Source organism: Kribbella sp. NPDC051137 (assembly GCF_040682535.1).
In the GTDB taxonomy this organism is placed as follows: domain Bacteria; phylum Actinomycetota; class Actinomycetes; order Propionibacteriales; family Kribbellaceae; genus Kribbella; species Kribbella karoonensis.
Map to the genome: position 1 here is coordinate 1404239 of NZ_JBFBBI010000002.1, position 23014 is coordinate 1427252.

General features: G+C 69.9%; 23 protein-coding genes. 11 read left to right on the forward strand and 12 right to left on the reverse strand.

The genetic code is table 11. The features are described 5' to 3' along the window. Genes AB0M51_RS14200 through AB0M51_RS14210 form a run of 3 tightly spaced genes read left to right on the forward strand, consistent with a single transcriptional unit; the run spans nt 1 to nt 2673 of the window. Nucleotides 1-1383 carry a ferredoxin reductase family protein gene (locus tag AB0M51_RS14200; protein WP_344187384.1) on the forward strand — a complete coding sequence of 461 codons (1383 nt, stop codon included), beginning with the start codon at nt 1-3 and terminating at the stop codon, nt 1381-1383. Between the two features lie 4 nt (nt 1384-1387). Next, nucleotides 1388-1882: an FMN-binding protein gene (locus AB0M51_RS14205; RefSeq protein WP_344187383.1), complete on the forward strand. Its 495-nt coding sequence runs from the start codon at nt 1388-1390 to the stop codon at nt 1880-1882. Continuing rightward, complete coding sequence (locus AB0M51_RS14210; protein ID WP_344187382.1) at nt 1879-2673, forward strand: FAD:protein FMN transferase; 795 nt, start codon at nt 1879-1881, stop codon at nt 2671-2673. The genes AB0M51_RS14205 and AB0M51_RS14210 overlap by 4 nt, the downstream gene beginning before the upstream one ends. Here AB0M51_RS14210 and AB0M51_RS14215 read toward each other — a convergent pair. Next, nucleotides 2595-3149, reverse strand: coding sequence for a TetR/AcrR family transcriptional regulator (locus tag AB0M51_RS14215; RefSeq protein ID WP_344187381.1), 555 nt, complete (start codon nt 3147-3149; stop codon nt 2595-2597). The genes AB0M51_RS14210 and AB0M51_RS14215 overlap by 79 nt on opposite strands. Nucleotides 3150-3224: 75 nt before the next feature. Between AB0M51_RS14215 and AB0M51_RS14220 the strand changes: the two genes are divergently transcribed. Further along, entirely contained in the window at nt 3225-3620 is a 396-nt protein-coding gene (locus AB0M51_RS14220; protein ID WP_344187380.1) for a DoxX family protein, read from the forward strand. Here the strand turns inward: AB0M51_RS14220 and AB0M51_RS14225 are convergent. The 4 genes from AB0M51_RS14225 to AB0M51_RS14240 form a co-directional block, all read right to left on the reverse strand. After that, entirely contained in the window at nt 3601-4806 is a 1206-nt protein-coding gene (locus AB0M51_RS14225; protein WP_363749450.1) for a sialidase family protein, read from the reverse strand. The two genes, AB0M51_RS14220 and AB0M51_RS14225, sit on opposite strands and share 20 nt — an antisense overlap. Before the next feature lie 116 nt (nt 4807-4922). Next, nucleotides 4923-5756 carry a carbohydrate ABC transporter permease gene (locus tag AB0M51_RS14230; protein WP_344187377.1) on the reverse strand — a complete coding sequence of 278 codons (834 nt, stop codon included), beginning with the start codon at nt 5754-5756 and terminating at the stop codon, nt 4923-4925. 3 nt (nt 5757-5759) lie between these two features. Then, nucleotides 5760-6602: a sugar ABC transporter permease gene (locus AB0M51_RS14235; RefSeq protein WP_344187375.1), complete on the reverse strand. Its 843-nt coding sequence runs from the start codon at nt 6600-6602 to the stop codon at nt 5760-5762. Nucleotides 6603-6685: 83 nt separating this feature from the next. Beyond that, nucleotides 6686-8047, reverse strand: a complete 1362-nt coding sequence (locus AB0M51_RS14240; protein WP_344187373.1) for an extracellular solute-binding protein — start codon at nt 8045-8047, stop codon at nt 6686-6688. A gap of 258 nt (nt 8048-8305) precedes the next feature. On the opposite strand from AB0M51_RS14240, the gene AB0M51_RS14245 reads away from it, so the two are divergent. Beyond that, nucleotides 8306-10672, forward strand: a complete 2367-nt coding sequence (locus AB0M51_RS14245; protein ID WP_344187371.1) for a glycoside hydrolase family 3 N-terminal domain-containing protein — start codon at nt 8306-8308, stop codon at nt 10670-10672. Between the two features lie 4 nt (nt 10673-10676). Beyond that, entirely contained in the window at nt 10677-11735 is a 1059-nt protein-coding gene (locus AB0M51_RS14250; RefSeq protein WP_363749451.1) for a LacI family DNA-binding transcriptional regulator, read from the forward strand. Here AB0M51_RS14250 and AB0M51_RS14255 read toward each other — a convergent pair whose 3' ends face one another. The 3 genes from AB0M51_RS14255 to AB0M51_RS14265 are packed head-to-tail and all read right to left on the reverse strand — an operon-like array spanning nt 11736 to nt 14351. Continuing rightward, a complete protein-coding gene (locus AB0M51_RS14255) occupies nt 11736-12389 on the reverse strand; it encodes a hypothetical protein (protein ID WP_344187367.1) in 654 nt (217 codons plus the stop codon). Continuing rightward, on the reverse strand, nt 12386-13195 hold the full coding sequence (locus AB0M51_RS14260; RefSeq protein WP_344187365.1) for an ATP-binding cassette domain-containing protein: 810 nt from the start codon (nt 13193-13195) through the stop codon (nt 12386-12388). The genes AB0M51_RS14255 and AB0M51_RS14260 overlap by 4 nt, the downstream gene beginning before the upstream one ends. Continuing rightward, nucleotides 13107-14351: an MFS transporter gene (locus AB0M51_RS14265; protein WP_344187363.1), complete on the reverse strand. Its 1245-nt coding sequence runs from the start codon at nt 14349-14351 to the stop codon at nt 13107-13109. Before AB0M51_RS14265 ends, AB0M51_RS14260 begins: the two co-directional genes overlap by 89 nt. Nucleotides 14352-14410: 59 nt before the next feature. On the opposite strand from AB0M51_RS14265, the gene AB0M51_RS14270 reads away from it, so the two are divergent. Further along, a complete protein-coding gene (locus tag AB0M51_RS14270) occupies nt 14411-15382 on the forward strand; it encodes a helix-turn-helix domain-containing protein (protein ID WP_344187361.1) in 972 nt (323 codons plus the stop codon). Nucleotides 15383-15401: 19 nt separating this feature from the next. Here the strand turns inward: AB0M51_RS14270 and AB0M51_RS14275 are convergent, their stop codons facing one another. Next, nucleotides 15402-17831, reverse strand: coding sequence for a glycoside hydrolase family 3 C-terminal domain-containing protein (locus AB0M51_RS14275; RefSeq protein WP_344187359.1), 2430 nt, complete (start codon nt 17829-17831; stop codon nt 15402-15404). A 46-nt stretch (nt 17832-17877) separates the two neighbouring features. Here AB0M51_RS14275 and AB0M51_RS14280 point away from each other — a divergent pair, with 46 nt between their 5' ends. The 4 genes from AB0M51_RS14280 to AB0M51_RS14295 all read left to right on the forward strand — a co-directional run bounded on the left by AB0M51_RS14280 (nt 17878) and on the right by AB0M51_RS14295 (nt 20297). Then, the gene (locus tag AB0M51_RS14280) at nt 17878-18462 is read left to right on the forward strand and encodes a helix-turn-helix domain-containing protein (RefSeq protein ID WP_344187357.1); all 585 of its coding nucleotides are present in this window, start codon (nt 17878-17880) and stop codon (nt 18460-18462) included. A gap of 3 nt (nt 18463-18465) precedes the next feature. Further along, the gene (locus AB0M51_RS14285; protein WP_344187355.1) at nt 18466-19332 is read left to right on the forward strand and encodes a type II CAAX endopeptidase family protein; all 867 of its coding nucleotides are present in this window, start codon (nt 18466-18468) and stop codon (nt 19330-19332) included. A 63-nt stretch (nt 19333-19395) separates the two neighbouring features. Beyond that, nucleotides 19396-19734: a hypothetical protein gene (locus tag AB0M51_RS14290; protein WP_344187353.1), complete on the forward strand. Its 339-nt coding sequence runs from the start codon at nt 19396-19398 to the stop codon at nt 19732-19734. Nucleotides 19735-19775: 41 nt separating this feature from the next. Beyond that, on the forward strand, nt 19776-20297 hold the full coding sequence (locus AB0M51_RS14295) for a GNAT family N-acetyltransferase (protein ID WP_344187352.1): 522 nt from the start codon (nt 19776-19778) through the stop codon (nt 20295-20297). Between the two features lie 45 nt (nt 20298-20342). Here AB0M51_RS14295 and AB0M51_RS14300 read toward each other — a convergent pair whose 3' ends face one another. From AB0M51_RS14300 to AB0M51_RS14310, 3 genes are read right to left on the reverse strand one after another with little or no spacing between them, the layout of a single operon-like run. Next, the gene (locus AB0M51_RS14300; protein ID WP_344187350.1) at nt 20343-21074 is read right to left on the reverse strand and encodes an amidohydrolase family protein; all 732 of its coding nucleotides are present in this window, start codon (nt 21072-21074) and stop codon (nt 20343-20345) included. Then, nucleotides 21068-21796 (reverse strand): hypothetical protein, encoded by a 729-nt coding sequence (locus AB0M51_RS14305; protein WP_344187348.1) that lies wholly within the window; start codon nt 21794-21796, stop codon nt 21068-21070. Before AB0M51_RS14305 ends, AB0M51_RS14300 begins: the two co-directional genes overlap by 7 nt. Further along, nucleotides 21793-23013: a DegT/DnrJ/EryC1/StrS family aminotransferase gene (locus tag AB0M51_RS14310; RefSeq protein WP_344187347.1), complete on the reverse strand. Its 1221-nt coding sequence runs from the start codon at nt 23011-23013 to the stop codon at nt 21793-21795. The genes AB0M51_RS14305 and AB0M51_RS14310 overlap by 4 nt, the downstream gene beginning before the upstream one ends. Nucleotide 23014: the final 1 nt, after the last annotated feature.

Consider the following 23014-nt stretch of genomic DNA (forward strand, 5'->3'; position numbering starts at 1 on the left):
ATGACCGGAATGCCCGTTGCCGTGCTGCCGGGCCGGCGGGCCCGCACCGACGGCGCCGTACGGCTCGGATCGCTGGCGGTGCTGTGGCTGGCTCTGCTGCTCGTCGCGTACTGGTGGATCGCCGCCGGTGGCGTCCAGGAGCTCGGCGGCTGGGCGACCGGACTGACGTCGATCGGGCGCCTCACGGGCCTCGGCTCCGCTGTACTGCTGCTGGCGCAGGTCGTCCTGATGGCGCGGGTGCCCGTCCTCGAGGCCGCGTTCGGGCAGGACCGGCTGGCGCGCATCCACCGCCTCACCGGGTTCACGTCGTTCAACCTGATGCTCGCGCACCTGGTCACGATCACCTGGGGGTACGCCGCCGGTGAGCTCGGGCGCACACCCGCGACGCTGTGGGACCTGACGCTGCACTACCCGGGCATGCTGCTGGCGGTCGGCGGCACGATCGCGCTCTGCCTGACCGTGCTGACCAGCATCCGTGCGGTCCGCCGGCGACTCCGCTACGAGTCGTGGCATCTCCTGCACCTGTACGCGTACCTGGGCGTCGGCCTCGCGCTCCCGCACCAACTGTGGACCGGGCAGGAGTTCCTCGCGTCGACCGGACGGACCGTGTTCTGGTGGACCGCGTGGGCCGTTGCCGCGGCCACGGTGCTCGTGTACCGGATCGGCGTCCCCGTGTGGCGCAACGGCCGGCATCGCCTTCGGGTGACGGCCGTCGTACCGGAATCCGACGGGATCGTCTCGGTGTACGTCGGTGGGCGACGGCTGGACCGGTTGCGCGTCGAGGCCGGGCAGTTCTTCGCCTGGCGGTTCCTGGACCGACCCGGCTGGACGCGGGCGAACCCGTACTCGTTGTCAGCCGCACCGGACGGCCGTGGCCTGCGCATCACCGTGCAGGACGCCGGCGACGGCAGCGCGGCGCTCAGCTCGCTGCAACCCGGTACGCGGGTGCTCGTGGAAGGCCCGTACGGACGGATGAGCCCGCGCGCCCGCACACAGCGGAAGATCGCGCTGATCGGTGCAGGCGTCGGCGTCACACCGCTCCGTGCGCTCGCGGAAGGACTCGACTACGCGCCGGGCGACGCGGTGCTGGTCCAGCGGTACACGGACCGGCCGTTGTTTCCCGACGAGTTCCAGAAGCTCTGGCACGAGCGCGGGCTGTCCTTGCTGACGTTGCCGGGCGCGCGCCGGCGGCCGGACTCGTGGTTCGGGGCCGGCGTCCCGGCGTACGACGACCTGCAAGCCCTCCTGCACTGGATCCCGGACATCGCCGAACGGGACGTGTACCTGTGCGGGCCCGAGGCTTGGACCGACCTGGTCAGGTCCACCCTCACCGCCGCCGGCCTGCCGGCCGAACGGCTCCATCTCGAGACCTTCAAGTGGTGACCCCGTGAAACGTATCGTCCTCTGGCTCCTCGGTACCGTCTCGGCGGTCGTCCTGATGTTCGGCTACCACACCTCGACGTCCGGCCCGGAGTCCACCGCCGGCGGCCCGGTCATCGGTGGCGGCCCCAACGAATCCCCGGTCACCACACCGGCACCCTCCACAGCAGAACCCTCGACAGCACAACCCTCGACAGCCCCCTCGAGTACGCCGTCGGCGAGTTCCGGTACGTCGACCGTGACCGGAGACGTCGCCCAGACCCAGTGGGGACCCGTCCAGGTCCAGCTCACCGAACAGGCCGGCAAGATCACCGCGGTCAGCGTCGTCCAGTACCCGAACGGCAACCACCGCGACGCCGAGATCAACCAGTACGCGCTGCCGATCCTGATCAACGAGACCGTCCAGGCCCAGAGCGCACAGATCGACATGGTCAGCGGCGCGACCGTGACGAGCGACGGCTACATCCGTTCTCTGCAAAGCGCATTGGACCAGGGCAAATGAAGCGGTACGTCGAGCACGTGATGGGTATGCCGATCAGCCTCGCCCTGCGCGGCCGGCACACCGACGACGACCGCGCCGTACGGGCGTGGGCCGAGGTACTCGACGTACTGCGCACCGCGGACCAGGTCTTCAGCACCTACCGCGCCGACTCGTACGTGTCCCGGCTGAACCGTGGCGCGCCGGCGATCGCGGACTGCCCGCCCGAGGTCGCGGAGGTGCTCGCGCTCGGCGAGCAGGCCCGGATCGAGTCCGGCGGCGCGTTCGACGTACGGCGGGACGCCCGGCTCGACCCGAGCGGCGTCGTGAAGGGCTGGGCGGTGGAACGCGCCGCGCAGAAGCTCGCGCAATTGCCGGCCACGGACTACTGCCTCGGTGCGGGTGGGGACCTGACCTGCCGGGTCTCGGGTCCGGACTCGGAGGCGTGGCGGGTCGGGATCGAGGACCCGTTCGCGCCGGACAAGCTCGTGGCGGTGGTCCCGATCCGGAACGGCGCGATCGCGACGTCCGGCCTGCACCGCCGCGGCCGCCACATCACTGACGGCCGCACCGGCGTGACGCCGATCGTGCTGGCATCGGTCACCGTCGTCCACCGGTCACTCACCCAGGCCGACATCGACGCGACGGCCGCGTTCGCGCTCGGCGAGGACGGGCTCGACTGGCTGCGGTCCCGGCCGGGTCGCGCCGGGCTGGTGATTCTCGCGGACGGGACCCGTCAGGTCTTCGGGAACAGCACCCGGGCCACCACGTCGGACACCATCCGCCGCGGGATCGGCCGGTGGGCGACGAAGTGACGGTAGAAGAACGGGCTGGTCAGCAGGTCGGTGGTCAGCTCGGGGTCGGTGTCGGGCGGTAGTTCGCCACGGTCGCGTCCGCGTTCCAGCACCGCGAGCATCGGCTCGCGGCGGCGTTTCGTGAGGTCCTGGTGGATGCCCGAGAGCGCGGGATCGCGTTCGGCGGCGTCGATGAAGGCGGCGAGCAGGCGCGGGAACGGCGTCCGTTCGAGCAGCGCGACGAACGCGGTCAGGATCTCCGTGACGTCCTTGGAGACCGAGCCGGTGTCGGGCGTGGGGAACGGGCGGTAGGTCGCGTCCATCGCGTCGACGAGCAGTGCGCCGGTGCTCGGCCAGCGGCGGTAGAGCGTCGCCTTGCTGGCGCCGGCCCGGCGGGCGACCGCCTCCATCGTGAAGCCGGCCAGGCCGGACTCGTCCAGCACCGCGAGCGCGGCCTCGAGCATCCGCTGCCGCGCACCGTCGCCGCGAGAGACCATTGCTCCACCTCCATCGAAACGCTATCGTACCGTTAGCAGAAGAGTACGGACCCGTTTCGATAGCCGGTGAGTCGGATGCGAAGAACCTACTGGGCCACCACCGCGGTCGTGGTGGGGGAGTGTGCCGTCGGCGGCACGATGGACCTGTTCGAGCTGGCGCCGTTCTACCCGATGCTGATCGACCTCGGGTATCCGAGCTACCTGTCGCCCATCCTCGGCAGCGCCAAGCTCGCCGCGGCGGTGGTGATCGCCGTACCGGGGTTACCGCGGCTGAAGGAGTGGGCGTACGCCGGGGTGCTGATCAACATGCTCGGCGCCGCCGCCTCCAACGGAGCCGCGCACCGGTACTCCGGGATGATCGCCCCCGCCGCGTTCGCCGTACTGGCGCTCGCGTCGTGGGCGACCAGACCCCGGAGCCGGAAGCTCCTATCGGCTGATGCCGTACCTGCGGTCAGCCGTCCAGCGCGATGATGCCCGCCTCGACGGGCCCGGTCTTGCCGTACTGCGCTCCCGTGATGACGAAAACCAGGCCGCGGTTCTGCGGGTCCCCGGGGCCGTCCATCGGGATCGTGAACCGGCTGTAGCCGGCCGGCATCGGCGACGAGAAACGCCGCCAGGCCCCGGGGTCACCGAGTTCGCGATTGATCAGGAAGTCCTGATCGTCGTTGCCTGTGACAATGATTGTGCCGTTCACGCCGCCCGACCGGGACCAGGTGACGACCGGGGCCCCGTTCGGGGCGTAGCCGTTCGGGTCCACGAGCGGGGTGTCGGGGGAGAACCGGAACGACTCCGGGTCCTTCGCCAGCCGGTAGTGCACGTGGTACGAGTAGTTGTTCTGATCAGGGTTGGACGGGTCGTCGGGCTCCCCGAACTCGTAGGTCATGATCCACAGATCGCCTTTCAACCGTGCCACTGTGGTCATTCCGGGGCGCTCGGCGTAGGCGGTTCCGGTCGCGTCGTCGACGACCGGGCCCCAGGTCCGCAGATCCGTGCTGGTCTGGTGCGCCAGCTTCTGACCGAAGTGCGGGTCGCGCTGGTCGGAGTAGTAACAGATCAGCTTGTCGTTGTGCAGCAGAAGGAACGGCTCCCACACCGGCGTCGCGCCGTTCGTCGTGTTGGCCGGTCCACCCTGCGCCACCGTGCTCAGGAACTGCCAGGTGAGACCGCCGTCCGTGCTGGCGTAGAGCTGGATGTTCGTGCTGTCGAAGCTCTTTCCGAGCCAGTTGCACGAGAAGAGCAGCGCGCCCTTGGGGAGACCGGCGAACGCGCGGGGCAGTTCGTAGAGGAACGGCTGCAGATACACGCCCGACGCCGTGCCCGCGTCGGGAACGCTGCTCTGCTTCGTCCACGTACGGCCGGCGTCATCACTGCGATAGAGCGGGAACCCCGGGCCTCCGCCCTGGTAGGTCGCGAGCAGGGTCTGCGACTTGCCCGGCGCCGAGGTGCCGAGCCGGACAGCGCGGGCGTACGACGTACGCGAACTACTTTGACCGGTCACGACGACAGGTCCGAACGGGGTTACCCCGCCGGGTCCGGCCGCCGGGCCCGGGTCTGCGAATGCGGGCGCCGCAAGGCCCACACCCGCCGCTGCGGCGGCGCCCGCGCCGAGCAGTACTCGGCGGGAGATCCGCGGTGTCAGGTTGGTCGAATCACTCACGGGTGCATTGCGATCTTTCATTTCTGCCTCCCTGGTGAACAAGTGGAGCCGTCGCCACGCACGTCGATGGGCATGGCTCGGCTCCGACCGAAACCCCCGAGCAGAAAGTAGAGTTCCTAGCGGCTGAAGCCTGCGGTGAGACCGCTGAGAAGCTGGCGGCGGCCGACGGCGTACAGGATCACGATCGGTAGCGTGGTCAGGACGACGGAGGCGAGGACCGCCGGGACGTTCACGCTGTACTGACCCTGGAAGGTCCACAGCGCCAGCGGGAGCGTGCGCTTGTCGGGACTCTGGGTGAGGATCAGCGGCAGCAGGAACCCGTTCCAGACGCCGAGGCCGTTGTAGATGCTGACGGTCACCAGCGCCGGCCGGGTGAGTGGCAGCGCGAGCTTGCGCATCATGCCCCACTCGGTCGCGCCGTCGACCCGCATCGACTCGAAGAGCTCCTTCGGTACGTCGCGGATGAAGTTCGCGAGCACCAGCACGGACAGCGGGATCGCGAACGCGATCGACGGCAGGATCAGCGCCAGCAGGCTGTCGTACAGGTGCATCCGGATGATCAGCAGGTAGACCGGGATGATCGTCGCCTGCAACGGGATCGCCAGCCCCATCAGGAACAGGCCGTTGACCCCGGCAAGGAACTTGCTGCCGGCACCGCGGATGATCGCGTACGCCGCCATGAACGAGATCGCGACGGCCGGGATGATCGTGCCCGCGGTGACGATCACGCTGTTCACGAAGTACCGCGGGAAGTCGGACTCGATGACCAGCTTGTAGTTGTTGGCGGTCGGCGCGGCCGGCAGCGCGAACGGGTTCTGCGAGAAGTACGCGCTCTGGTCCTTGAAGCTGGTGATGACGATCCAGTACAGCGGGATCAGCACGATCGCCAGCCAGATCCATCCGGCCAGGCCACCGAACCAGTTCAGTTGCGTGAGTTTGCGAACCTGCATCGGTCACGCACCTTCCTGCTGGCTGGCCGTCGTGCTGCCGCCGAGTCGCCGCAGCAGCAGCGCGAGCGCGAGACCGAGGAGCACGATCAGCGAGGCGATCACACTGGCCGGTCCCATCTGGTTGGACATGAAGCCGCGCTTGTACATGTCGAGCGCGAGCACCCGGGTGGCGTCACCGGGGCCGCCCGCGGTCAGGACGAAGATCAGGTCGAAGAACGTCAGCGAGCCGACCACCATCAGCGTCGACGAGGTGATGATCGTGTACTTCAGCTGCGGCACCGTGATGCTGAAGAACTGCCGGACCCGGCCGGCGCCGTCGATCGCGGCCGCCTCGTACATCGTGGTCGGGATCTGCCGCACGCCGCCCTGGTAGATCAGCGAGTGGAACGGGATGAACTGCCAGGACACGATGAAGATCAGGACGCCGATCGCCAGGTTGCTCCTGCCGAGCCAGTCCTGGGTGAGGAACCCGAGGTGCAGGCCCGGCCCGAGCCCGAAGTTCGGGTCGAGCAACGCCTTGTAGGTGATCGCGATCGCGGCCGAGCTGAGCAGCAGCGGGATGAAGTACAGCACCGCGAGGAACGCGCGGTACCGCTGCCGGCCGGCCAGGAAGGTGCCGAGCAGCAGGCTCATCGGCGTCTGCACGGCCCACGAGAGGATCATGATTTCGAACGTCACCAGGATGCTGTGCAGCAGTTGGGAGTCGGTGAGCACCGACTTCCAGTTGGACACCCCGGCGGCGTGGATCGCGCCGAGCCCGTCCCACTGGGTGAAACTCAGGATCAGTACGCCGATCAGCGGGATGACACCGAACACGACGAACAGCAGGAGCGCGGGCAGCACCATCCAGGCAACCGAACCGCTCCGCCCGGCACCGGACGACGATCGTTGCTGAGTGGCCGCCGGCGCGACGGGCGGAGCGGTAACCGTCACTGGCCAATCACCGCGTTCATGTTCGTCGCGAACTGCTGCGGGGAGATCGACAGCTGGAAGAGCTTGGCGATGTTGTCGAGCAGTGTCTCGGCCTGGGTCGGGCTGAGCGCCTGGTCCCAGGACTGGGCGAAGTTCTTCGCGTTCGCCGCGGTGTCGTAGACGAAGTTCAGCCAGGCGTTGTCGTTCTTGTCGGTGATCGAGGACAGCTTGTCCTTCGCGCTCTTCACGACCGGGATGTTGCCGGACTTCACCCAGGCGTCCACCGTGGCGTCGTCGAGCGTGTTGTTCGCGATGAACTTCTTCGCGGTGTCCTTGTCGGCCTGGCTGGCCTTGGAGGAGATCGACATGTACTGGCCCGGGTTGCCGACCGTGTCGGTCGGGTCGCCCTTGCCGCCGTCGACCGGCGGGAAGTTCATGTAGCCGAGGTGCCCACCGGTCACGAAGTCGCCGCCGGAAGCCTTCATGTTGCCGTAGGTCCAGGCGCCGTGCAGCATCATCGCGGCCTTGCCGGTGTAGAGCAGCGCCTGGTCGGCGTTGGAGTCGGCGGTGATCGACGAGAAGCCCTTGACGAAACCGTTCGCCTTGATCAGCTTCTGCATCTCTTCGAGCGCCTTGAGCGCCGACGGGTCGGACCAGCCGTCCTTCTTGCCGTCGTAGATGTTCTGGAAGACCTCGCTGCCGCCGATCCGGTCGAACAGGAACTCCAGCCACATCATGTTGGTCCAGCGGGACTGACCGCCGAGCGAGAACGGTGCGATGCCCTTGTCGTTGAACTTCGGCACCAGGTCCATGATGTCGCCCCACGACTGCGGCGGCTGGGCACCGATCTTCTCGAACGCGCGCTTGTCGTAGAACAGCACGATCGGCGTCACGGTCTCGCCCGGGACGGCGTAGAGCTTGCCGTTGACGGTCGCCGCCGTGAACGCCGACGGGAAGATCGAGTTCTTCAGCTCGGTCTGCTGGTTGAACCAGTCGGTCAGGTCCTCGACCTGGCCCGCCTCCACGTACGCCTTCAGGCCGCCGCCGCCCCAGCCCCAGATCAGCGTCGGGCCCTGACCGGCGCCGATGGCGGTCTTGATCTTCTGCTTGAACGCGTCGTTCTGGAACTCGGTCGTCTTGATCTTGGTGTTCGGGTTGGCGTCGTTGAACCGCTTGACCTGCGCCTCGCGGATGCCCTGCTGCGGCTGTCCGGTGAGGAACCAGTACGTCGCACCGCTGCCGGTGCCGCCGCCGGCTCCGGTGGTCGACCCGGGCGTGCTGCTCGGGCCGGAGCTACCGCAGGCCGCGAGGCCGGCTGCCAGCGCGCCACCGCCGACCAGGCCGAGGAAAGTACGCCGGGATGTCGTGTTGGGATCCACAGTGATCTCCGTACTCCGTGCTGCCCCCACAGGTTGCGGAAGCACCTGCCGATATGACTTGTTTTCGAAACATAGATTTCGGGGAATGGACTGTCAAGACTTGAACTAAGGACTTTTCGGGGTCACAGTGAGGTCACGCAATCGCCTGGTCATGCAGGAGATCCAGAGTCCGGCGACAGGTTGCCAGAGATGCCGGAGAGCATCGAAAACTTTTCGATAATTGCTCACCGAAACGAATGTTCATCAAGGGAGATTTTCTTGTCCATCTCGACCGATCGCCCCTGGTCCGACCCGTCCCTGCCCGCCGCCGAGCGGGCCGGGCTGCTGCTGGCGGCGATGACCCTGGAGGAGAAGGTCGCGCAGCTCGGCAGTCGCTGGGCCGGCAACGACATGGCCGACCAGGAGCTTGCCGAGCGGTCGGCGGACGAGACGATCAACGTCGCGCCGATGGAGGACGTGTTCTCCACCGGTGGTTCGCTGTCGCTGGAGGACGCGAGCCGGCACGGACTCGGGCATCTCACCCGGGTCTGGGGCAGCTACCCGCAGTCGGTCGAGCAGGGTGTCGCGGAGCTGACCCGCCAGCACGAGGTGGTCCTCAAGGGCTCCCGGCTCGGCGTGCCGGCGCTGGTGCACGAGGAGTGCCTGACCGGGTTCACGACGTACGGCGCGACCGTCTATCCGGCGTCGATCGCGTGGGGTGCGACGTTCGACCCGGCGCTGATCGAGCGGATGGCGGCCGCGATCGGGCGGGACATGGCGGCGGTCGGCGTCCACCAGGGACTGTCGCCGGTGCTCGACGTGGTGCGCGACTACCGGTGGGGCCGGGTCGAGGAGACGATGGGCGAAGACCCTTATCTGGTGGGGATTCTGGGGTCGGCGTACGTGCGCGGGCTGCAGAGCGCGGGTGTGCTCGCGACGCTGAAACACTTCGCCGGGTACTCCGCCTCGCGGGCCGGCCGGAACCACGGGCCGGTGTCGATGGGGCGCCGCGAACTGCTCGACATCATCCTGCCGACGTTCGAGACCGCGATCGCGACGGCCGGAGCCGGGTCGGTGATGAGCTCGTACGCCGACATCGACGGCCTGCCGGCGAGCGCCGACCCGTGGCTGTTCACCGACGTACTGCGCGGCGACTGGGGGTTCGGCGGTACGGTCGTGTCGGACTACTGGGCGGTCCCGTTCCTGGCGTCGATGCACCACGTCGCGGCGGACGACGCCGGCGCCGGAGTGCTCGCGCTGACGGCCGGCACGGACGTCGAACTGCCGGACACGATCGGGTACGCCGGACTGGTCGCGAAGGTACGCTCCGGCGAACTCTCCGAGGACCTGATCGACCGAGCAGCTCGAAGGGTCCTGGAGCAGAAGGCCGAACTGGGCCTGCTCGACGCCGACTGGACTCCCGAGGCCTCGGTCAGTGCCGAGCCCGTCGACCTGAACTCGGAACAGAACAGGGCCGTCGGAGCCGAACTGGCCGAGAAATCGATCGTCCTCCTCGACGCGGGCACCGTCCTCCCGCTGACCGACCTGACGAAGGTTGCCGTCGTGGGGCCGTGCGCGGACGACCCGCGCACCTTGATGGGGTGCTACGCCTTCCCGAACCACGTCCTCCCGCGCTACCCCGAGAGAGGCCTCGGCATCACCATCCAGTCGCCACTGGAGGCCTTGCGCAACGAGCTGACCGGCGTCGAGTACGCCCAGGGGTGCGCCGTGACCGGTGATGACCGCTCCGGGTTCGAGCAGGCTGTCGCGTTGGCTCAGGACAGTGACGTGACGGTTGCCTTCGTCGGTGACCTGTCAGGATTGTTCGGGCACGGGACGTCCGGCGAGGGCTGTGACGCGGAGGATCTGAGGTTGCCCGGCGTCCAGGGTGAGCTGGTCAACGCCTTGCTCGACACCGGTAGGCCGGTGGTGCTCGTGGTGGTGTCGGGGCGGCCCTACGCGCTCGGCGAGTACGCGGACCGGCTGGCAGGGCTGGTGCAGGCGTTCATCCCGGGCCAGGAAGGGGCCGCGGCCATCGCCGGGGTGCTGAGCGGGCGGATCGTACCGAGCGGGAAGCTGCCGGTGCAGATCCCGCGCCAGTCGGGCGGCCAGCCCGGGACGTACCTGCAGCCCGCGCTCGGCAGTGTGGAGAGTGCCGGCATCAGCGGGCTGGAAACGCGGCCGTTGTACCCGTTCGGGTACGGCGCGTCGTACACGAGCTTCTCCGTCGGCGACCTGCGGCTGAGTGCGTCCGAGATCGGCAGTGACGGCGAGTTCACCGCGACGGTGCGGGTGCGGAACACCGGCGACCGGGCAGGCGACGAGGTCGTGCAGTTGTACCTGCGGGACCTGGTCGCCCAGGTCGCGCGGCCGTTGAAGGTGCTGACCGGGTTCGCGCGGGTGTCGCTGGAGCCGGGGCAGGCGGCGGACGTCACGTTCCGCGTGCACGCCGATCGCACGGCGTACACAGGTCCGGATCTGCGGCGGATCGTCGAGCCGGGGGAGTTCGACGTGATGGTGGGCACGTCCGCGCTGGACCTGCCGTGTCGTGCGACGCTGCTGATGACCGGAGATGTGAGGGTAGTCGGGCACGACCGGGTCCTGACGACGCCGGTCACGATCAGCGCGGACCCAGGAGGAGGGTGATGACATGTCGCGGTTGAAGGGACGCGTCACCCTGGCCACCGTGGCCGGATCGGCCGGTGTCTCGATCGCCACGGTCTCGAAGGTGCTGAACGGGCGCAGCGACGTCTCGCCGGCCACCCGCGCCCGCGTCCAGGAGGTGCTCGAGAAGCACGGGTACGTCGGACGCCGCCCGGAGCCGGCGCAGCGCGACACGGTCGAGCTGTTCTACCAGGGCGTCCTCAACGCGTACTCGGTCGAGGTGATCCAGGGGGTGATCGAGGCGGGCCAGACGGCCGGCGTGGACGTCGTACTGACGTCCCATCCGAAGCATCGGCCGGCCTTCGGCCCGGGCGGTGTCCCGGGCCGGACGGCGCGCTGGATCCGGCAGTTGGTCGCGAACGGCCGGCGGGCCGCGATCGGTATCACCAGCGAACTGTCCGCCGCCGACCTGGCCGCGCTGGCGCGGGCGAGACTGCCGCTGGTGGTCATCGATCCGGGGAACATCCCCGAGCCCGACGTGACCAGCGTCGGCTCCACGAACTTCGCCGGCGGTATGGCGGCGACCCAGCACCTGCTGTCGCTCGGGCATCGCCGGATCGCCTACGTCGGTGGCCCGCCGACGTCCACCTGCAACCAGGCGCGGATGAGCGGCTACCGCAGCGCGATGGAGTCCGTCGGCGCCGAGGTACCCCCGGAGTACATCTGGCTCAGCGACTTCCTGTACGACGACGGGGTGGCCGGCGGGACCAAGCTGCTCGACCTGCAGGACCGGCCGACCGCGATCTTCGCCGGCAGCGACGAGGTCGCGCTCGGCATCCTGGAAGCGGCCCGGGCGCGCGGGCTGAGGGTGCCCGAGGACCTCAGCCTGGTCGGCTTCGACGACACCGAGGTCGCCCGGCTCGCGTCGCCGCCGCTCACGACCGTCCGTCAGCCGCTGCGTGAGATGGGCGCGGTCGCACTCCGCACGGCACTGCAGCTCGCGGCGGGGGAGCCGGTCGTGTCGCACCACGTCGAGCTCGCCACGTCGCTGATCGTCCGCGGTTCGGCCGCCCGGCACGGACTGTCGTCGATCGCGGCCTCCTGACTACTCCTTCCGGTCGGACACCGTGCGCGCGACGAGTACGGCGGCAACCAGGACAGCCAGGCACAGGACAGCGAGCAGCGTCGTCGGTACGGCGTTCGCGGCCGCGGACTTCTCGTCGGACAGCACCTTCATCAAGGCGGCGACCGGCGAGATCCGGCGCACCATCATCAGCAGGATCAGTGTCGCCGCGGCCAGCATCGCGATCCCGATCCGGCGGATCAGCAGCCGCGAGCACAGCACGCCGATCGCGATCCCGATCATCGCGGAGGCGAGCATCGCGAGCGCCCCGACCAGGACGTCGCCGGCCGTCGCGCGGTGATCGCCGGTGACCAGCGGGCAGATCAGCCCGAACAGCACCAACGGCACACACCACGTGACCACCACCGCGATCGTGACCGCGAGGACGCGTAGCGAGTTGCCGACCGTGACGAGCATGATCTGCCGCTGCGTCGGGTCCTCGTGATTGACGATCGCGACGGTCAGCCAGGTCGAGCAGACGAGCATCACCAGCACGCCGAACGCGTACGACGACTGCAGTGGACCGTTGTCGGAGGCTGTACCGACGGCGAGTGCGCCGAAGAAGATCAGCATCGGCGGGAGGTAGCGCTGGGAGAGCAGAACGCTGTGCATCAGGTACTTGTAGAGGGCGCTCATTTCACCCGCCGTACGGTCATGACCGACCAGCCGTGGTTGAGCGCGGTCAGCAGCGCCGCGTCGTGCCGTCCGGTCGGCAGCGTCAGCGTGACGTGGCCGTTCTGCCGTCGTACGTCGAGGACGTCGGGGTGCTGTGCCCAGTCGATGTCAGTGCCGGGGATCAGCGACACCTCGGTGATGCTGAGCTGCTCCGACGTGGTGGTGAGCCGGCCGTGCTTGATCTCGCAGACGCGGGTGGCGGTCGTGCGGACGGTTTCGGCGGAGTGTTCGGTGAACGCGACGGCCGCGCCTTGCTCGGCGGTCTCGGTCAGCAGTTCGCGCAGCGTGGTGTGGGCGGTGGCGTCGAGTCCGGACCACGGCTCGTCGAGCACGAGCAGTTGCGGCGGTTCGAGAAGTGCCTGGGCGAGCGCGACCTTCTGCGCGTTGCCCTTCGACAGCTTGCGCATCGGGGTAGCCGCGCCGCCGGACAACGCGAGCCGCTCGAGCAGTTCGTGCGAGCGGTCGCGAGCAGTGTCGGCGCTGAGTCCGCGGATCCGCCCGATGTGCATCAGGTACGTCGCGGCGGACAGCCGATCGTGCGACGCGAACACGTCCGGCACGTAGCCGACGACACGGGCGGCACGCTCGACCGAACCGGCCGACGGGCGCGACAGGCCGACGAGCAACCGCAGTACGGTCGACTTCCCCGAGCCGTTCGCGCCGATCAGCGCGACCAGTTCACCCGCGTCCAGGTGCAGGTCGACGTCGGTCAGGATCTCCCGCCGCCCGTACCGTTTGGAGACCTCCCGCAACCGCACCGCTTCCATGCAGCGAGCTTAGAGGGCGGGTCAGGGCAACAGTCACGAGCAGCGAGCCTGCGGCGCAGAGCGTCATCGCGGGTGCGGGCGAGGTCAGGTCCGCGAGCGCGCCGGCGAGGATCGCGACCACGCCGAACGTCGTCATCCGGAGCGCGGACTCCAGCCCGAGCACCTGCCCGCGGAGCTCCGGTGGGGTGAGGTCGACGAGCAGTTCCTGCTGGGCGAGTGAGGCGGAGTACCCGCTGCTGCCGATCGCGACCAGCACGCAGAGCGCCGCGATCGGCAGGTCGAACGCGAACCCGAGGAACGGTACGGCGAGCACGAACCGCAGGAACCGTGCCGCGATCCGCCGGCCGTTCGGGGTCAGGAACCGGCCGACCACGAGGTCACCGGTCATCATCCCGGCCGCCCCCGCGGCGAGCAGCCAGCCCGCGCGCGAACCGGCGTACGGGACGAACAACGCCTCGCACCCGACGATCAGGCCGTTCGGGATCGAGAGCGCGACGAACAACGGTCGCGTACGCCGTTGCGCGAGCAGCGTGCGGTTGCCGCGCCAGGTCTCGGCGAGACCGGTCCGCGCGACCCGCCGCGGCGGGCGGTCCCGGAGCCCGAAACGGTTGACCGGTACGGCGACCGCGGAGAACCCGGTGGCCAGCCAGAGGACGGTCGACGGGCTGAGCGTCTGCAGCAGGACGCCGGCGATCCCGAAGCCCGCGATCTGCATCGCGCCGACCGACAGGTTGATCGCCGACCGGCCGAGGACGAACTGCCGCTCGTCGACCACCTCGCTGAGCAGGCCCCACCGTGCCCCGGAGCCGATCGACAACCCGTACGCCAGCGCGAGCGCGAGCACCAGTCGGGCACCGGGCGGCAGCTCGAAGGCGGCCTGCGCGGCGACCTCGACGGTCGCGAGCATGCTCAGCAAGGTGAGGACCTGCCGCGGCCGCGCCGTGTCCGCGGCCGACATCAGCGTCGAGAGCCCGAGCACCTGCGCCAGCGACGGCCCGAACATGATCATCGCGGACAGCAGCGCCGACCCGGTCGCGCTGTCGACCATCAGCGCGAGCGTCAGACTCGTCATCGTCGCGGACGCGTTGCTCAGCGCGCTCCCGATCCACAGGTTCCGGAACTCGGCGTTGGCGAAGACCGCCCGGTAGGTGCTCATGCTGTGCAGGATCGACGGCCCGCTCGCCGCCGCCTACAGTTTCGGGTGGAGGCGAAACGTTGTCCGAGTTCCTGGTCGATGCCGACACGCTCGTGAACGCGCGGTTCGGTACGTCGCAGCTCACCGAAACGGTGGCTGCGCTGAAGCTGCTGCGGTCGCCGGTCGAGCCGTGGTTCCGGCCGTGGAAGGACACGCACGTGGCGGCGTACCGGGCGATCCTCGACGCCAATCCGTTGTGGGAGGAGCTGGTGAAGAGCGCGTTCGGGGTGAGTTGGGCCGCGGACTTCCTCACGGTGCCGCCGCTGGAGCCGGACCTCACCTTGGAGGCGGAGCTCGCGTACCTGACGTCGTTGGACGACGACCGCATCCGGGCGGACCTCAGCGTCGTACGGACGCCGTTGCCGGCCGTCGTCCGCGAGACGTCCGGGTTGTCCGAGGCGGCGGCGGAGCTGCTGCGCTGGGTGTGGACGGAGACGGTCGAGCCGGAGTGGCCGCGGCGGCTGCGGGTGCTGCAGGCCGACGTGGTGTCGCGGACGGCGCGGCTCAGCGAGCAGGGCTGGTCCGGCGTACTGCGTGGGCTCGGGCCGGACGTGCGCTGGCTCGGCGACGGGCGGATCCAGGTGAACCGCTGGGACTACCCGCCGACGGACGTCCGCGGGCGGGACCTGATGTTCATCGCGGCGCACACGCAGCGCGTCAACGTCAGCTGGCGGCTACCGGACCGGTTCGCGCTGACGTACCCGGTGACCGGGATCTTCGCGCCGAGTGAGACCCCGGACGAGCCGTTGGTGCAGCTGCTCGGGCGCAACCGTGCGCTGATCCTGGCCGAGGCCGCCGCGCCGGTCAGTACGACGTTGCTCGCGGCAACGACCGGCCTGTCGCTCGCGACTGTCTCCGACCACCTGCGGGTGCTGACCGACGCGGGTCTGCTGGAGCGCCGCCGCTCCGGGCGCTCCGTGCTGTACTGGCAGTCCGATACCGGCCGCCGTGTCGTACGACGGCCGGCATCGAACCCTCCCGAGCCCCGTTGAAGCTCGTACAGCCGGGCAGCTAACGGACCTGAAGCTCCGTGGAGAGCGGCAGGTCCGAAACCGACGAGCCGGCTCGGATCGTGAAAGCACCCGGTTCAGTGGTCCATCCCTGGCCACTGTCCCAGTGCTCGAAGGTGTGCTGGTGCAGGTTGACCGTGATCTCACGGGCCTGACCGGCCTCGAGACGTACGACCTCGAACCCGGCCAGCCAGCGCACCGGGCGCTCCACCGCGCTGTCCGGGCGCTCGACGTACACCTGGACGACATGCTTGCCGGCCCGGTCGCCCGTGTTGCGGACTGTCAGCGCGACCGACGACGGGTCGTTGGCGCGCAGGTCGGACAGCTCCCACGTGGTGTACCCGAGCCCGTGGCCGAACTCGTACGCCGGCGCCGTCCCGGCCTTCAACCAGGCCCGGTACCCGATGTGGATGCCCTCGTCGTACCGCACGACGCCGTTCTCCGGCGTGACGTTGATGACTGGTACGTCGGACTCCGCACGCGGCCAGGTGGTGGGCAGCCGGCCGCCCGGCTCGGTCCGGCCGAGCAGCACGTCGGCGAGCGCGTCGCCGTACTCCTGACCGCCGAAGTACGTCGCCAGCACCGCGGCGACGTCGTCCCGCCAGGGGAGCAGGACGGGGGAGCCCGCGTTGACGACCACGACCGTCCGCGGGTTGGCCGCCGCGACGGCGCGGACCAGGTCGTCCTGGCGGCCGGGCAGCGCGAGGCTGGTCCGGTCGTACCCCTCGGACTCGACCTTCGAGTTGGTGCCGACGACAACGAGTGCGACGTCGGCGTCCCGGGCCGCGGCGACGGCCTCGTCGATCAGTGCCTGCGGGTCGTCGTCGGCGGGCTCGACGCCGACCGTGATGCTCAGCGCATTGCTCAGCCCGCCTTCGACCTTGGGCAGATCCAGCTCGATCCGGACGTCGACCGGCGTACCGGCGGTGACGTCCAGCGGGGTCGAGATCGACGGTGGGGAGAGCAGCGCGGCACCCAGGTCGGTGCCCACGGGTACGGCGGTGTCCTCGCGGAGGAGCTTGCCGTCGGCGAAGATCCGGCCGTGGCCGACCGACGCGAAGCCGAGCCTCACCGGGCCGGACTCGGCGGGTGTCCAGGTGGTGCGGAACTCGAAGACGGCCGAGTCGCCGATCGGGGCGTTGCCTCCGAGGTACACAAGCGCGCTGGAGAAACGGTCCTCGGCGAACAGTTCCGCGTCGTCGGCCGCCAGGAACCGGACGCGGGCACCGTGCTCGCCGGTGTGCGGGTTGGTCATCGTGCCGAGCGGGAGGTCCGCGACACCTTCCTGGACGACCGCGCCGATCGAATAGCTGACGTCGCTGCCGGGGAGTGCCGCGCGGATCGCGTCGAGCGGCGAGACGACCTTCTCCGGGATGACGGTCGCACTCCCGCCGCCCTGCGTCCGGGCGTCACGCGCGTTGTGCCCGATCACCGCAACCTTCCGGAGCTCGTCAGCCCGCCAGGGCAACTCACTCCGAGCGGAGCCTGCCGGCCTGTTCGTGAGCAGGACGGTGCCTTCGGCCGACGCCGTCCGGGCGAAGGCCACACCGTCGACGTGCGGGGGATCAGCCGGCTTCTCGAAGCCCTCCAGTGCGCCAACGCGAGCGGCGAGCGCGAGGATCCGGCGTACCTTCCGGTCGATCGCGTCCTGCGTGACCTCGCCCGAGCGAACCGCCGCCACCAGCGCGTCGCCCCAGGCGCCGACCGGCCCGGGCATCGCCAGATCCTGTGAGTGCTTGGCGCTCTCGACGCTGCGCACGGCCGTCCAGTCGCTCACCACCACCCCGTCGAAACCCCAGTCCGTGTTCAGCGGCGTCTCGAGCAATTCGTTCTCCGACGCGGTCGCACCGTTGATCGAGTTGTACGCGCTCATCACCAGCCACGCCTTCGACTCGGTGACCGCCTTCTCGAACGCGAGCAGGTACACCTCGCGGAGCGTTCGCTCGTCGACCTCGACGTTCGCGGTGAAGCGGTCGGTCTCGAAGTCGTTCGCGACGTAGTGCTTCGGGGTGGCGCCGACACCGAGCTCCTGGACGCCGGCGACGTACGCGGCGGCGAGGTCCGCGGTCAGCACCGGGTCCTCGCTGAACGCCTCGAAGTGCCGGCCGCCGAGCGGGGAGCGGTGCAGGTTGATGGTCGGGCCGAGGACGACGTCGACGTTCTTGCGGCGCGCCTCGAGCGCGGACACCACGCCGTACCGGTGCGCGATGCCGACGTCCCACGAGGAGGAGAGCGCGGTCGCGGACGGGAGGTTCAGCGACGGGTCGCGCTCGTCCCAGACCGGGCCGCGGACGCCGCTCGGGCCGTCGGACAGCACCATCGAGCGGAGGCCGATCGATGGCAGCGCGTGGGTGGACCAGAAGTCCTGGCCGGTGAGGATCCGGACCTTCTCCTCCAGGGAGAGCCGGCCGAGCAGGTCGTCGACGTTCATGGCGACGATGCTACGACTGAAAACCAAGTGATGCTAGGTTTTGGATATGGCTAGTTCCCGGGGTCCGTACGCGAAGGGGGTCGCGAAGCGCGCGGAGATCCTGCGCGCGGCGCTCGAGGTGATCGCGCGGCACGGCTACCGGAAGACGTCGACGCGGGAGCTGGCGGCGGCCGCCGGGCTGAGCGAGGCGGGGATGCTGCACTACTTCGGTTCGAAGGAGAAGCTCTTCGAGGAGGTACTGCGGGCCCGCGACGAGGCGGATGCCGCGCGGTTCGCCGACGAGGACCCGATCGACGGGCTGCAGGCGGTCATCCGGCACAACGGCACCGTGCCCGGGCTGGTCCAGCTCTACTCCACGTTCTCCGCCGAGGCGGGCGACCCCGAGCACACCTCGCACGAGTTCTTCGTCGACCGCTACGCGACCATCCGCACCCGCCTGGCCGACGCCATCCGCATCCGCCAGTCCGAAGGCACCCTCACCCCCGACGCGGACCCCGACACCATCGCCACCCTCCTGATAGCCCTCTCCGACGGCCTCCAGGTCCAGTCCCAGTACGCCCTCACCACCGACCCCGCCGACGCCTTCCACCACCTCCTGAACCTCCTCGCTGGTCCGCCGCGCCATAGTTGACCCATGACGAAGTCCGCCGAAAGCCCCACCCCACCAGCGGACCGAACCACCCCACCCACACCCGCGGCCTCCACCGGATCCGCGCCCGCGGCGCCCACCGGATCGGCGGCGCCGGCCGGCGTTGGCCGGCGGGTGCTTGGGCGGGAGGTTTGGTTGGTGCTGGCGCTCTCGTTGGGGGCGTCCGGGGTGGCGGCTGTCATCTCGTTTGCGGGGGTGCTGACCTCCGGGAAGCCGTTGGGTGGGCAGACGGCGGTCATCGTGGGGTCCCGGGCGCCGGGGCGGCCGTGGCTGGATCTGGCCTGGCAGCTGTTCGCGGTGGCGACCGCGCTGGTGCCCGTCGTACTGGTAGGGCATCTGCTGGTGCGGGGCAAGGAGTCGCTCGCGACGATCGGGTTCGACCTGCGCGACCGGTGGCGGGACCTCGGCCGGGGTACGGCGATCGCGGCGGTGATCGGGGGAGCGGGACTGCTGTTCTACATCGGTGCACACGCCGCCGGCGTGAACCTGACCGTCGACCCGTCGCAGCTCCCGGACTACTGGTGGCGGATCCCGATCCTGTTCGCCGTCTCCGCGCAGAACGCCGTACTCGAGGAAGTCATCGTGCTCGGCTACCTCAACCACCGCCTCGACCAGCTCGGCTGGTCCGTTCGCCGCGCCACCGCGACCAGCGCCCTGCTCCGCGGCTCGTACCACCTCTACCAGGGCCTCGGCGGCTTCGCCGGCAACGTGATCATGGGCGTGATCTTCACGTACCTGTACCGCCGCTGGGGCCGCGTGATGCCGCTGGTCGTCGCCCACACCCTGATCGACACCACCGCGCTGATCGGCGCGACGTACCTGCTCGGCAAGGTCTCCTGGCTGCCCAACTGAGAGTTTGGGCAGCTGTAAAGACTGACGCGTAACCGATCCGCCCCCCGGCGGGTTGTTGGAGACGTGACAGTCAACGGGGAAATCACAAGTCCGCCAGAAATCGACGCCGGGCTGGCCGCTGCCGCGCTCGCGGTGTTCGCGCACCGGCACGAGGTCGTCCATCTGCTGTACGCCGCTACCGACGAGCCGGATGCGCTCGCCCGGATCGGCGACCTGCTGAAGGTCGACGAGGCGACCATCGCACGGGTTCTGGACCAGCCGCTGCGCTGGATGCTTCCGCAGTTCCGCGCCGAACTGGAGACGATCGCGGCCACACCCGCCCCGACTCCGGCCGGCAGCGCAGCGGCGGCGGCTCCGGACCGTCCGCCGGCCAACGTGGAGAAGGCGGCCGCGGCCAAGTAGTTCGCAGTACGACGCACCGCTCCATCGCCTAGGTTGGAGCGGTGTACACGCATGGGCGGGACATACTCGAGATCGCGGACGAACTGACCACGGCGTACGTCGAGGTGTTCACGGCACCGCCGTTCGAGCACCGGGACCCGGAACAGACCCGGAACGCGTTCCGCAAACGGCTCGAGGGCGATGCGGAACGGGACGGGTTCCAGGCGTGGGTCGAGCGGTCGGGCGACGGGCGGATCGCCGGGTTCCTGACCGGGTGGACGACGCCGGCGCCGTTCCGGACCGACCGGTCGTACGGCAGCGTGCTCGACCGGATCGGCGCGGAGCAGGTCGAGGAGTTGCTGATCGGCGCGTTCGAGGTCGACGAGCTCGGCGTACTCGCGCACGCCCGCGGCACCGGCCTGGCCCGCCGCCTGCTGGAGGCGGCGACCCGGGCCAACACCCGCGCCTGGCTGCTCGCCTGGAACCAGAACCACGACGCGATCGCCTTCTACCGCCACCTCGGCTGGCGCGAACCCGAGCTCCGCGGCCCCGAAACCGACATCCTGGTCTTCGTCACCCCCTGACGCACACGACGGGTTGTCCCCTCGTGTGCGCAGGGCGGGCGAGGGTCAGAGGCCGAAGAGGGACTGGGCGTTGCGGTGGGTGATGGCGGCGTGTTCGGCCGGGGTGAGGTCGGCGGCTTCCAGAGCGCCGAGGGCGACGGAGGGGTCGATCAGGGTGGCGTCGGTGCCGAACATCATCCGGTCGTGGCCGATCCGGTCCAGGATCCAGCGGATCCGGTTCGCCTCCGGGGCGGACCAGCACGGCTCGAACCAGATCCGGTCGGAGCGGTCGGCCGCCTCGGGGACCCGGGGCCAGCCGTTCGCGCCCATGTGGCCGGCGAGCACCCGCGCGCCGGGCACCCGCGCCGCGACGTCGGCGAGATCGACCACGGTGTCGCCCCAGGTGTGGACGAGCGTCGGCAGCCCGTACTCCGTGGTGAGCTCGATCGCGGCCTGCATCGGCGGCGTGCTGATCGGGGTCCGGCTGTACTCGCTGTGGATCTTCGCGCCCACCCACCGCGTCCGCCCGTCCCCGGCGAGCAGTTCGTCGAGGTCCTTGCGGGCTTCGTCGAGCCGTCGGGGGTCGACGACGATCATGCCGCGCAGCCGCGGGTCGGCCGGGAGCTGAGCGGCGAGCGACCGGTTGCCGAGCGGGGCGTCGTACACGATCGCCTCGATCGCGGAGACCAGTTGCAGGTCGATGCCGAACCGGTCCAGGCCGTCGATGTTCACCTCGATGCTCGCGACGTCCATCGAGAAGAACCACGGACCCCAGTGGGCGTGGACGTCGATCAGCATGCGGGCTCCAGGAGGGTCTCGAGGCTGCGGCTGCCGGCCTGCGCGACCTCGTCGGGGCTCAGTTTCGACGAGAGCAACCGGCGTACGACGGACCGCGTCTCGTGGAACGGCGTCCGGCAGCCGAGCACGAGCCGGTCCGCGCCGACCTCGGCGGCGACGATCTCCAGCGAGTCCGGCCCGGTCAGCATCCGCGTCGAGGTGTGGAACCCGGGCTCCGAGCGGGCCAGCAGCACGAAGTCCCCCAGGTAGTAGAAGTGCGTGTCGAGGAACACCACCCGCGCGCCGAGCCCGCGCAGCGCGGGTCCGACCTTGCGTACGTCGCCCTCGGTGAAGATCGTCAGCCCCGCGCCGGCGAGCAGCCGGACGACGTGCTCGAACGCCGGGAACCCGGGCTCGACGCTCTGCGCGGTCGGTGCCAGCCGGACCGCCCGCGGCGGCGCGTCGCCGGCGAGCAGCCGCTCCAGCTCCTTCTCGGCGCCGAGCGGGTCGCGTAGGTCGAGCACCGGGCAGGCCGTCCAGCCGTTGCCCGCGGCAACATGCACGGCCTCGGCGTTCCCGGACGGTACGTCGAAGTGCACCGCCCGCAGCGCCGCCACGACGCCGCCGGAGATCCCGCTGTCCGCGAGCACCTTCGCGATGGTCTCGGGCTGCCCCCAGCGGCCGGTCGTCACGTCGTGCCCGACCAGGATGTCGCAGTCGAGCAGCCGGGGCGTTTCAGTCATTCGGTCTCCAGGGCGTTGTGGACCTTGCGGACGGCGGCGGCGATGTCGTCGACGTCCGCGTCGGTGTAGTTCTCGTTCCAGGGCAGGACGAGGAGAGTCCGGCCGATCAGTTCCTCGGCGTTCGGGCACAGGCCTACCGGATACTCGACGTCCCGCAGCGGGTACCCCGAACTGCCGTACGTGACTCGCTCGCGGACCGCGGGCGCGGCGTACAGCGGGCTGGTCAGATAGCCCCCGTTCGCCGGAACCCCCTCGGCGGTCAGCGCGGCGGCCCACTCGCGCATGTCGCCGGCCGCCGGGGAGATGATCAGCGGGTACTGCCAGTAGACGTGGTCGCCGCCGTCGGGCGGTGCCGTGACGCCGGCCAGGTCCCCGATCGCGGCGGTGAGCCGGGCGGCCGCCGTACGGCGGTCCTTCACGACGGCACGCAGCTTCGTGAGCTGGGCGCGGGTCACCGAGGCGACGAGCTCGGTCATCCGGTAGTTGAGCGCCAGGAACAGGTACGTGCGCTCGTCGGTGTCGCGCGGCCAGCCCTTGTCCGCGAACAGCCGCATCCGGCGCGCGTGCTGTGCGTTGTCGGTGACGGTCAGCCCGCCGTCGCCGGCGCTGATGTGCTTGGTCTGCTGGAGACTGAAGCAGCCGATGTGCCCGATCCGGCCGACGTACGTGTCGCCGACCGGCGCCAGGTAGGCCTGCGCGCAGTCCTCGATCAGCAGGATCCCGTGCCGGTCGCACAGCTCGCGCAGCTCCCGGACCGCGGCCGGCTTGCCGAACAGGTGAACGACGATCACCGCCTTGGTCCGCGGCGTGATCGCGGCCTCGACGGTCTCCGGCGTCAGGTTGCCGGTGATCGGGTCGACGTCCGCGAACACCGGTACGGCGTTCTGCATCATGATCGGGAACACCGTGCCCATGTCGCTGATCGGCGTGGTGATGATCTCGTCACCCGGATCCGGGTTCACCGCCGCGACGGCCAGGTGCAGCGCCGCCGTACCCGAGCTGCAGGCGACCGCGTACCCGGCGCCGAGCAGCGAGGCGAACTCCAGCTCCAGCGCCGGTACCTCGGCGCCCCAGGTGGCCGAGAGCATGCCGCTGCGAAGCACCCGCTCGACCGCCTTGACCTCGTCGTCGCCGAAGCGCCGGCCGCGGGCGTCCATCGTCGACGGCAGCGGCTCGGTGCGCACCGGCGTACCGCCGTCCCGTGCGAGCTTCTCCATG

Excerpts from the sequence above, each read along its gene's own strand:
- AB0M51_RS14275 (WP_344187359.1), bottom strand. The coding sequence starts at position 17,831 with ATGAACGTCGACGACCTGCTCGGCCGGCTCTCCCTGGAGGAGAAGGTC.
- AB0M51_RS14310 (WP_344187347.1), bottom strand. The coding sequence starts at position 23,013 with ATGGAGAAGCTCGCACGGGACGGCGGTACGCCGGTGCGCACCGAGCCG.
- AB0M51_RS14250 (WP_363749451.1), top strand. The coding sequence starts at position 10,677 with ATGTCGCGGTTGAAGGGACGCGTCACCCTGGCCACCGTGGCCGGATCG.
- AB0M51_RS14230 (WP_344187377.1), bottom strand. The coding sequence starts at position 5,756 with ATGCAGGTTCGCAAACTCACGCAACTGAACTGGTTCGGTGGCCTGGCC.
- AB0M51_RS14305 (WP_344187348.1), bottom strand. The coding sequence starts at position 21,796 with ATGACTGAAACGCCCCGGCTGCTCGACTGCGACATCCTGGTCGGGCAC.
- AB0M51_RS14300 (WP_344187350.1), bottom strand. The coding sequence starts at position 21,074 with ATGCTGATCGACGTCCACGCCCACTGGGGTCCGTGGTTCTTCTCGATG.
- AB0M51_RS14255 (WP_344187367.1), bottom strand. The coding sequence starts at position 12,389 with ATGAGCGCCCTCTACAAGTACCTGATGCACAGCGTTCTGCTCTCCCAG.
- AB0M51_RS14265 (WP_344187363.1), bottom strand. The coding sequence starts at position 14,351 with ATGAGCACCTACCGGGCGGTCTTCGCCAACGCCGAGTTCCGGAACCTG.
- AB0M51_RS14285 (WP_344187355.1), top strand. The coding sequence starts at position 18,466 with ATGACGAAGTCCGCCGAAAGCCCCACCCCACCAGCGGACCGAACCACC.
- AB0M51_RS14215 (WP_344187381.1), bottom strand. The coding sequence starts at position 3,149 with ATGGTCTCTCGCGGCGACGGTGCGCGGCAGCGGATGCTCGAGGCCGCG.
- AB0M51_RS14200 (WP_344187384.1), top strand. The coding sequence starts at position 1 with ATGACCGGAATGCCCGTTGCCGTGCTGCCGGGCCGGCGGGCCCGCACC.
- AB0M51_RS14280 (WP_344187357.1), top strand. The coding sequence starts at position 17,878 with ATGGCTAGTTCCCGGGGTCCGTACGCGAAGGGGGTCGCGAAGCGCGCG.
- AB0M51_RS14260 (WP_344187365.1), bottom strand. The coding sequence starts at position 13,195 with ATGGAAGCGGTGCGGTTGCGGGAGGTCTCCAAACGGTACGGGCGGCGG.
- AB0M51_RS14210 (WP_344187382.1), top strand. The coding sequence starts at position 1,879 with ATGAAGCGGTACGTCGAGCACGTGATGGGTATGCCGATCAGCCTCGCC.
- AB0M51_RS14235 (WP_344187375.1), bottom strand. The coding sequence starts at position 6,602 with ATGGTGCTGCCCGCGCTCCTGCTGTTCGTCGTGTTCGGTGTCATCCCG.
- AB0M51_RS14220 (WP_344187380.1), top strand. The coding sequence starts at position 3,225 with ATGCGAAGAACCTACTGGGCCACCACCGCGGTCGTGGTGGGGGAGTGT.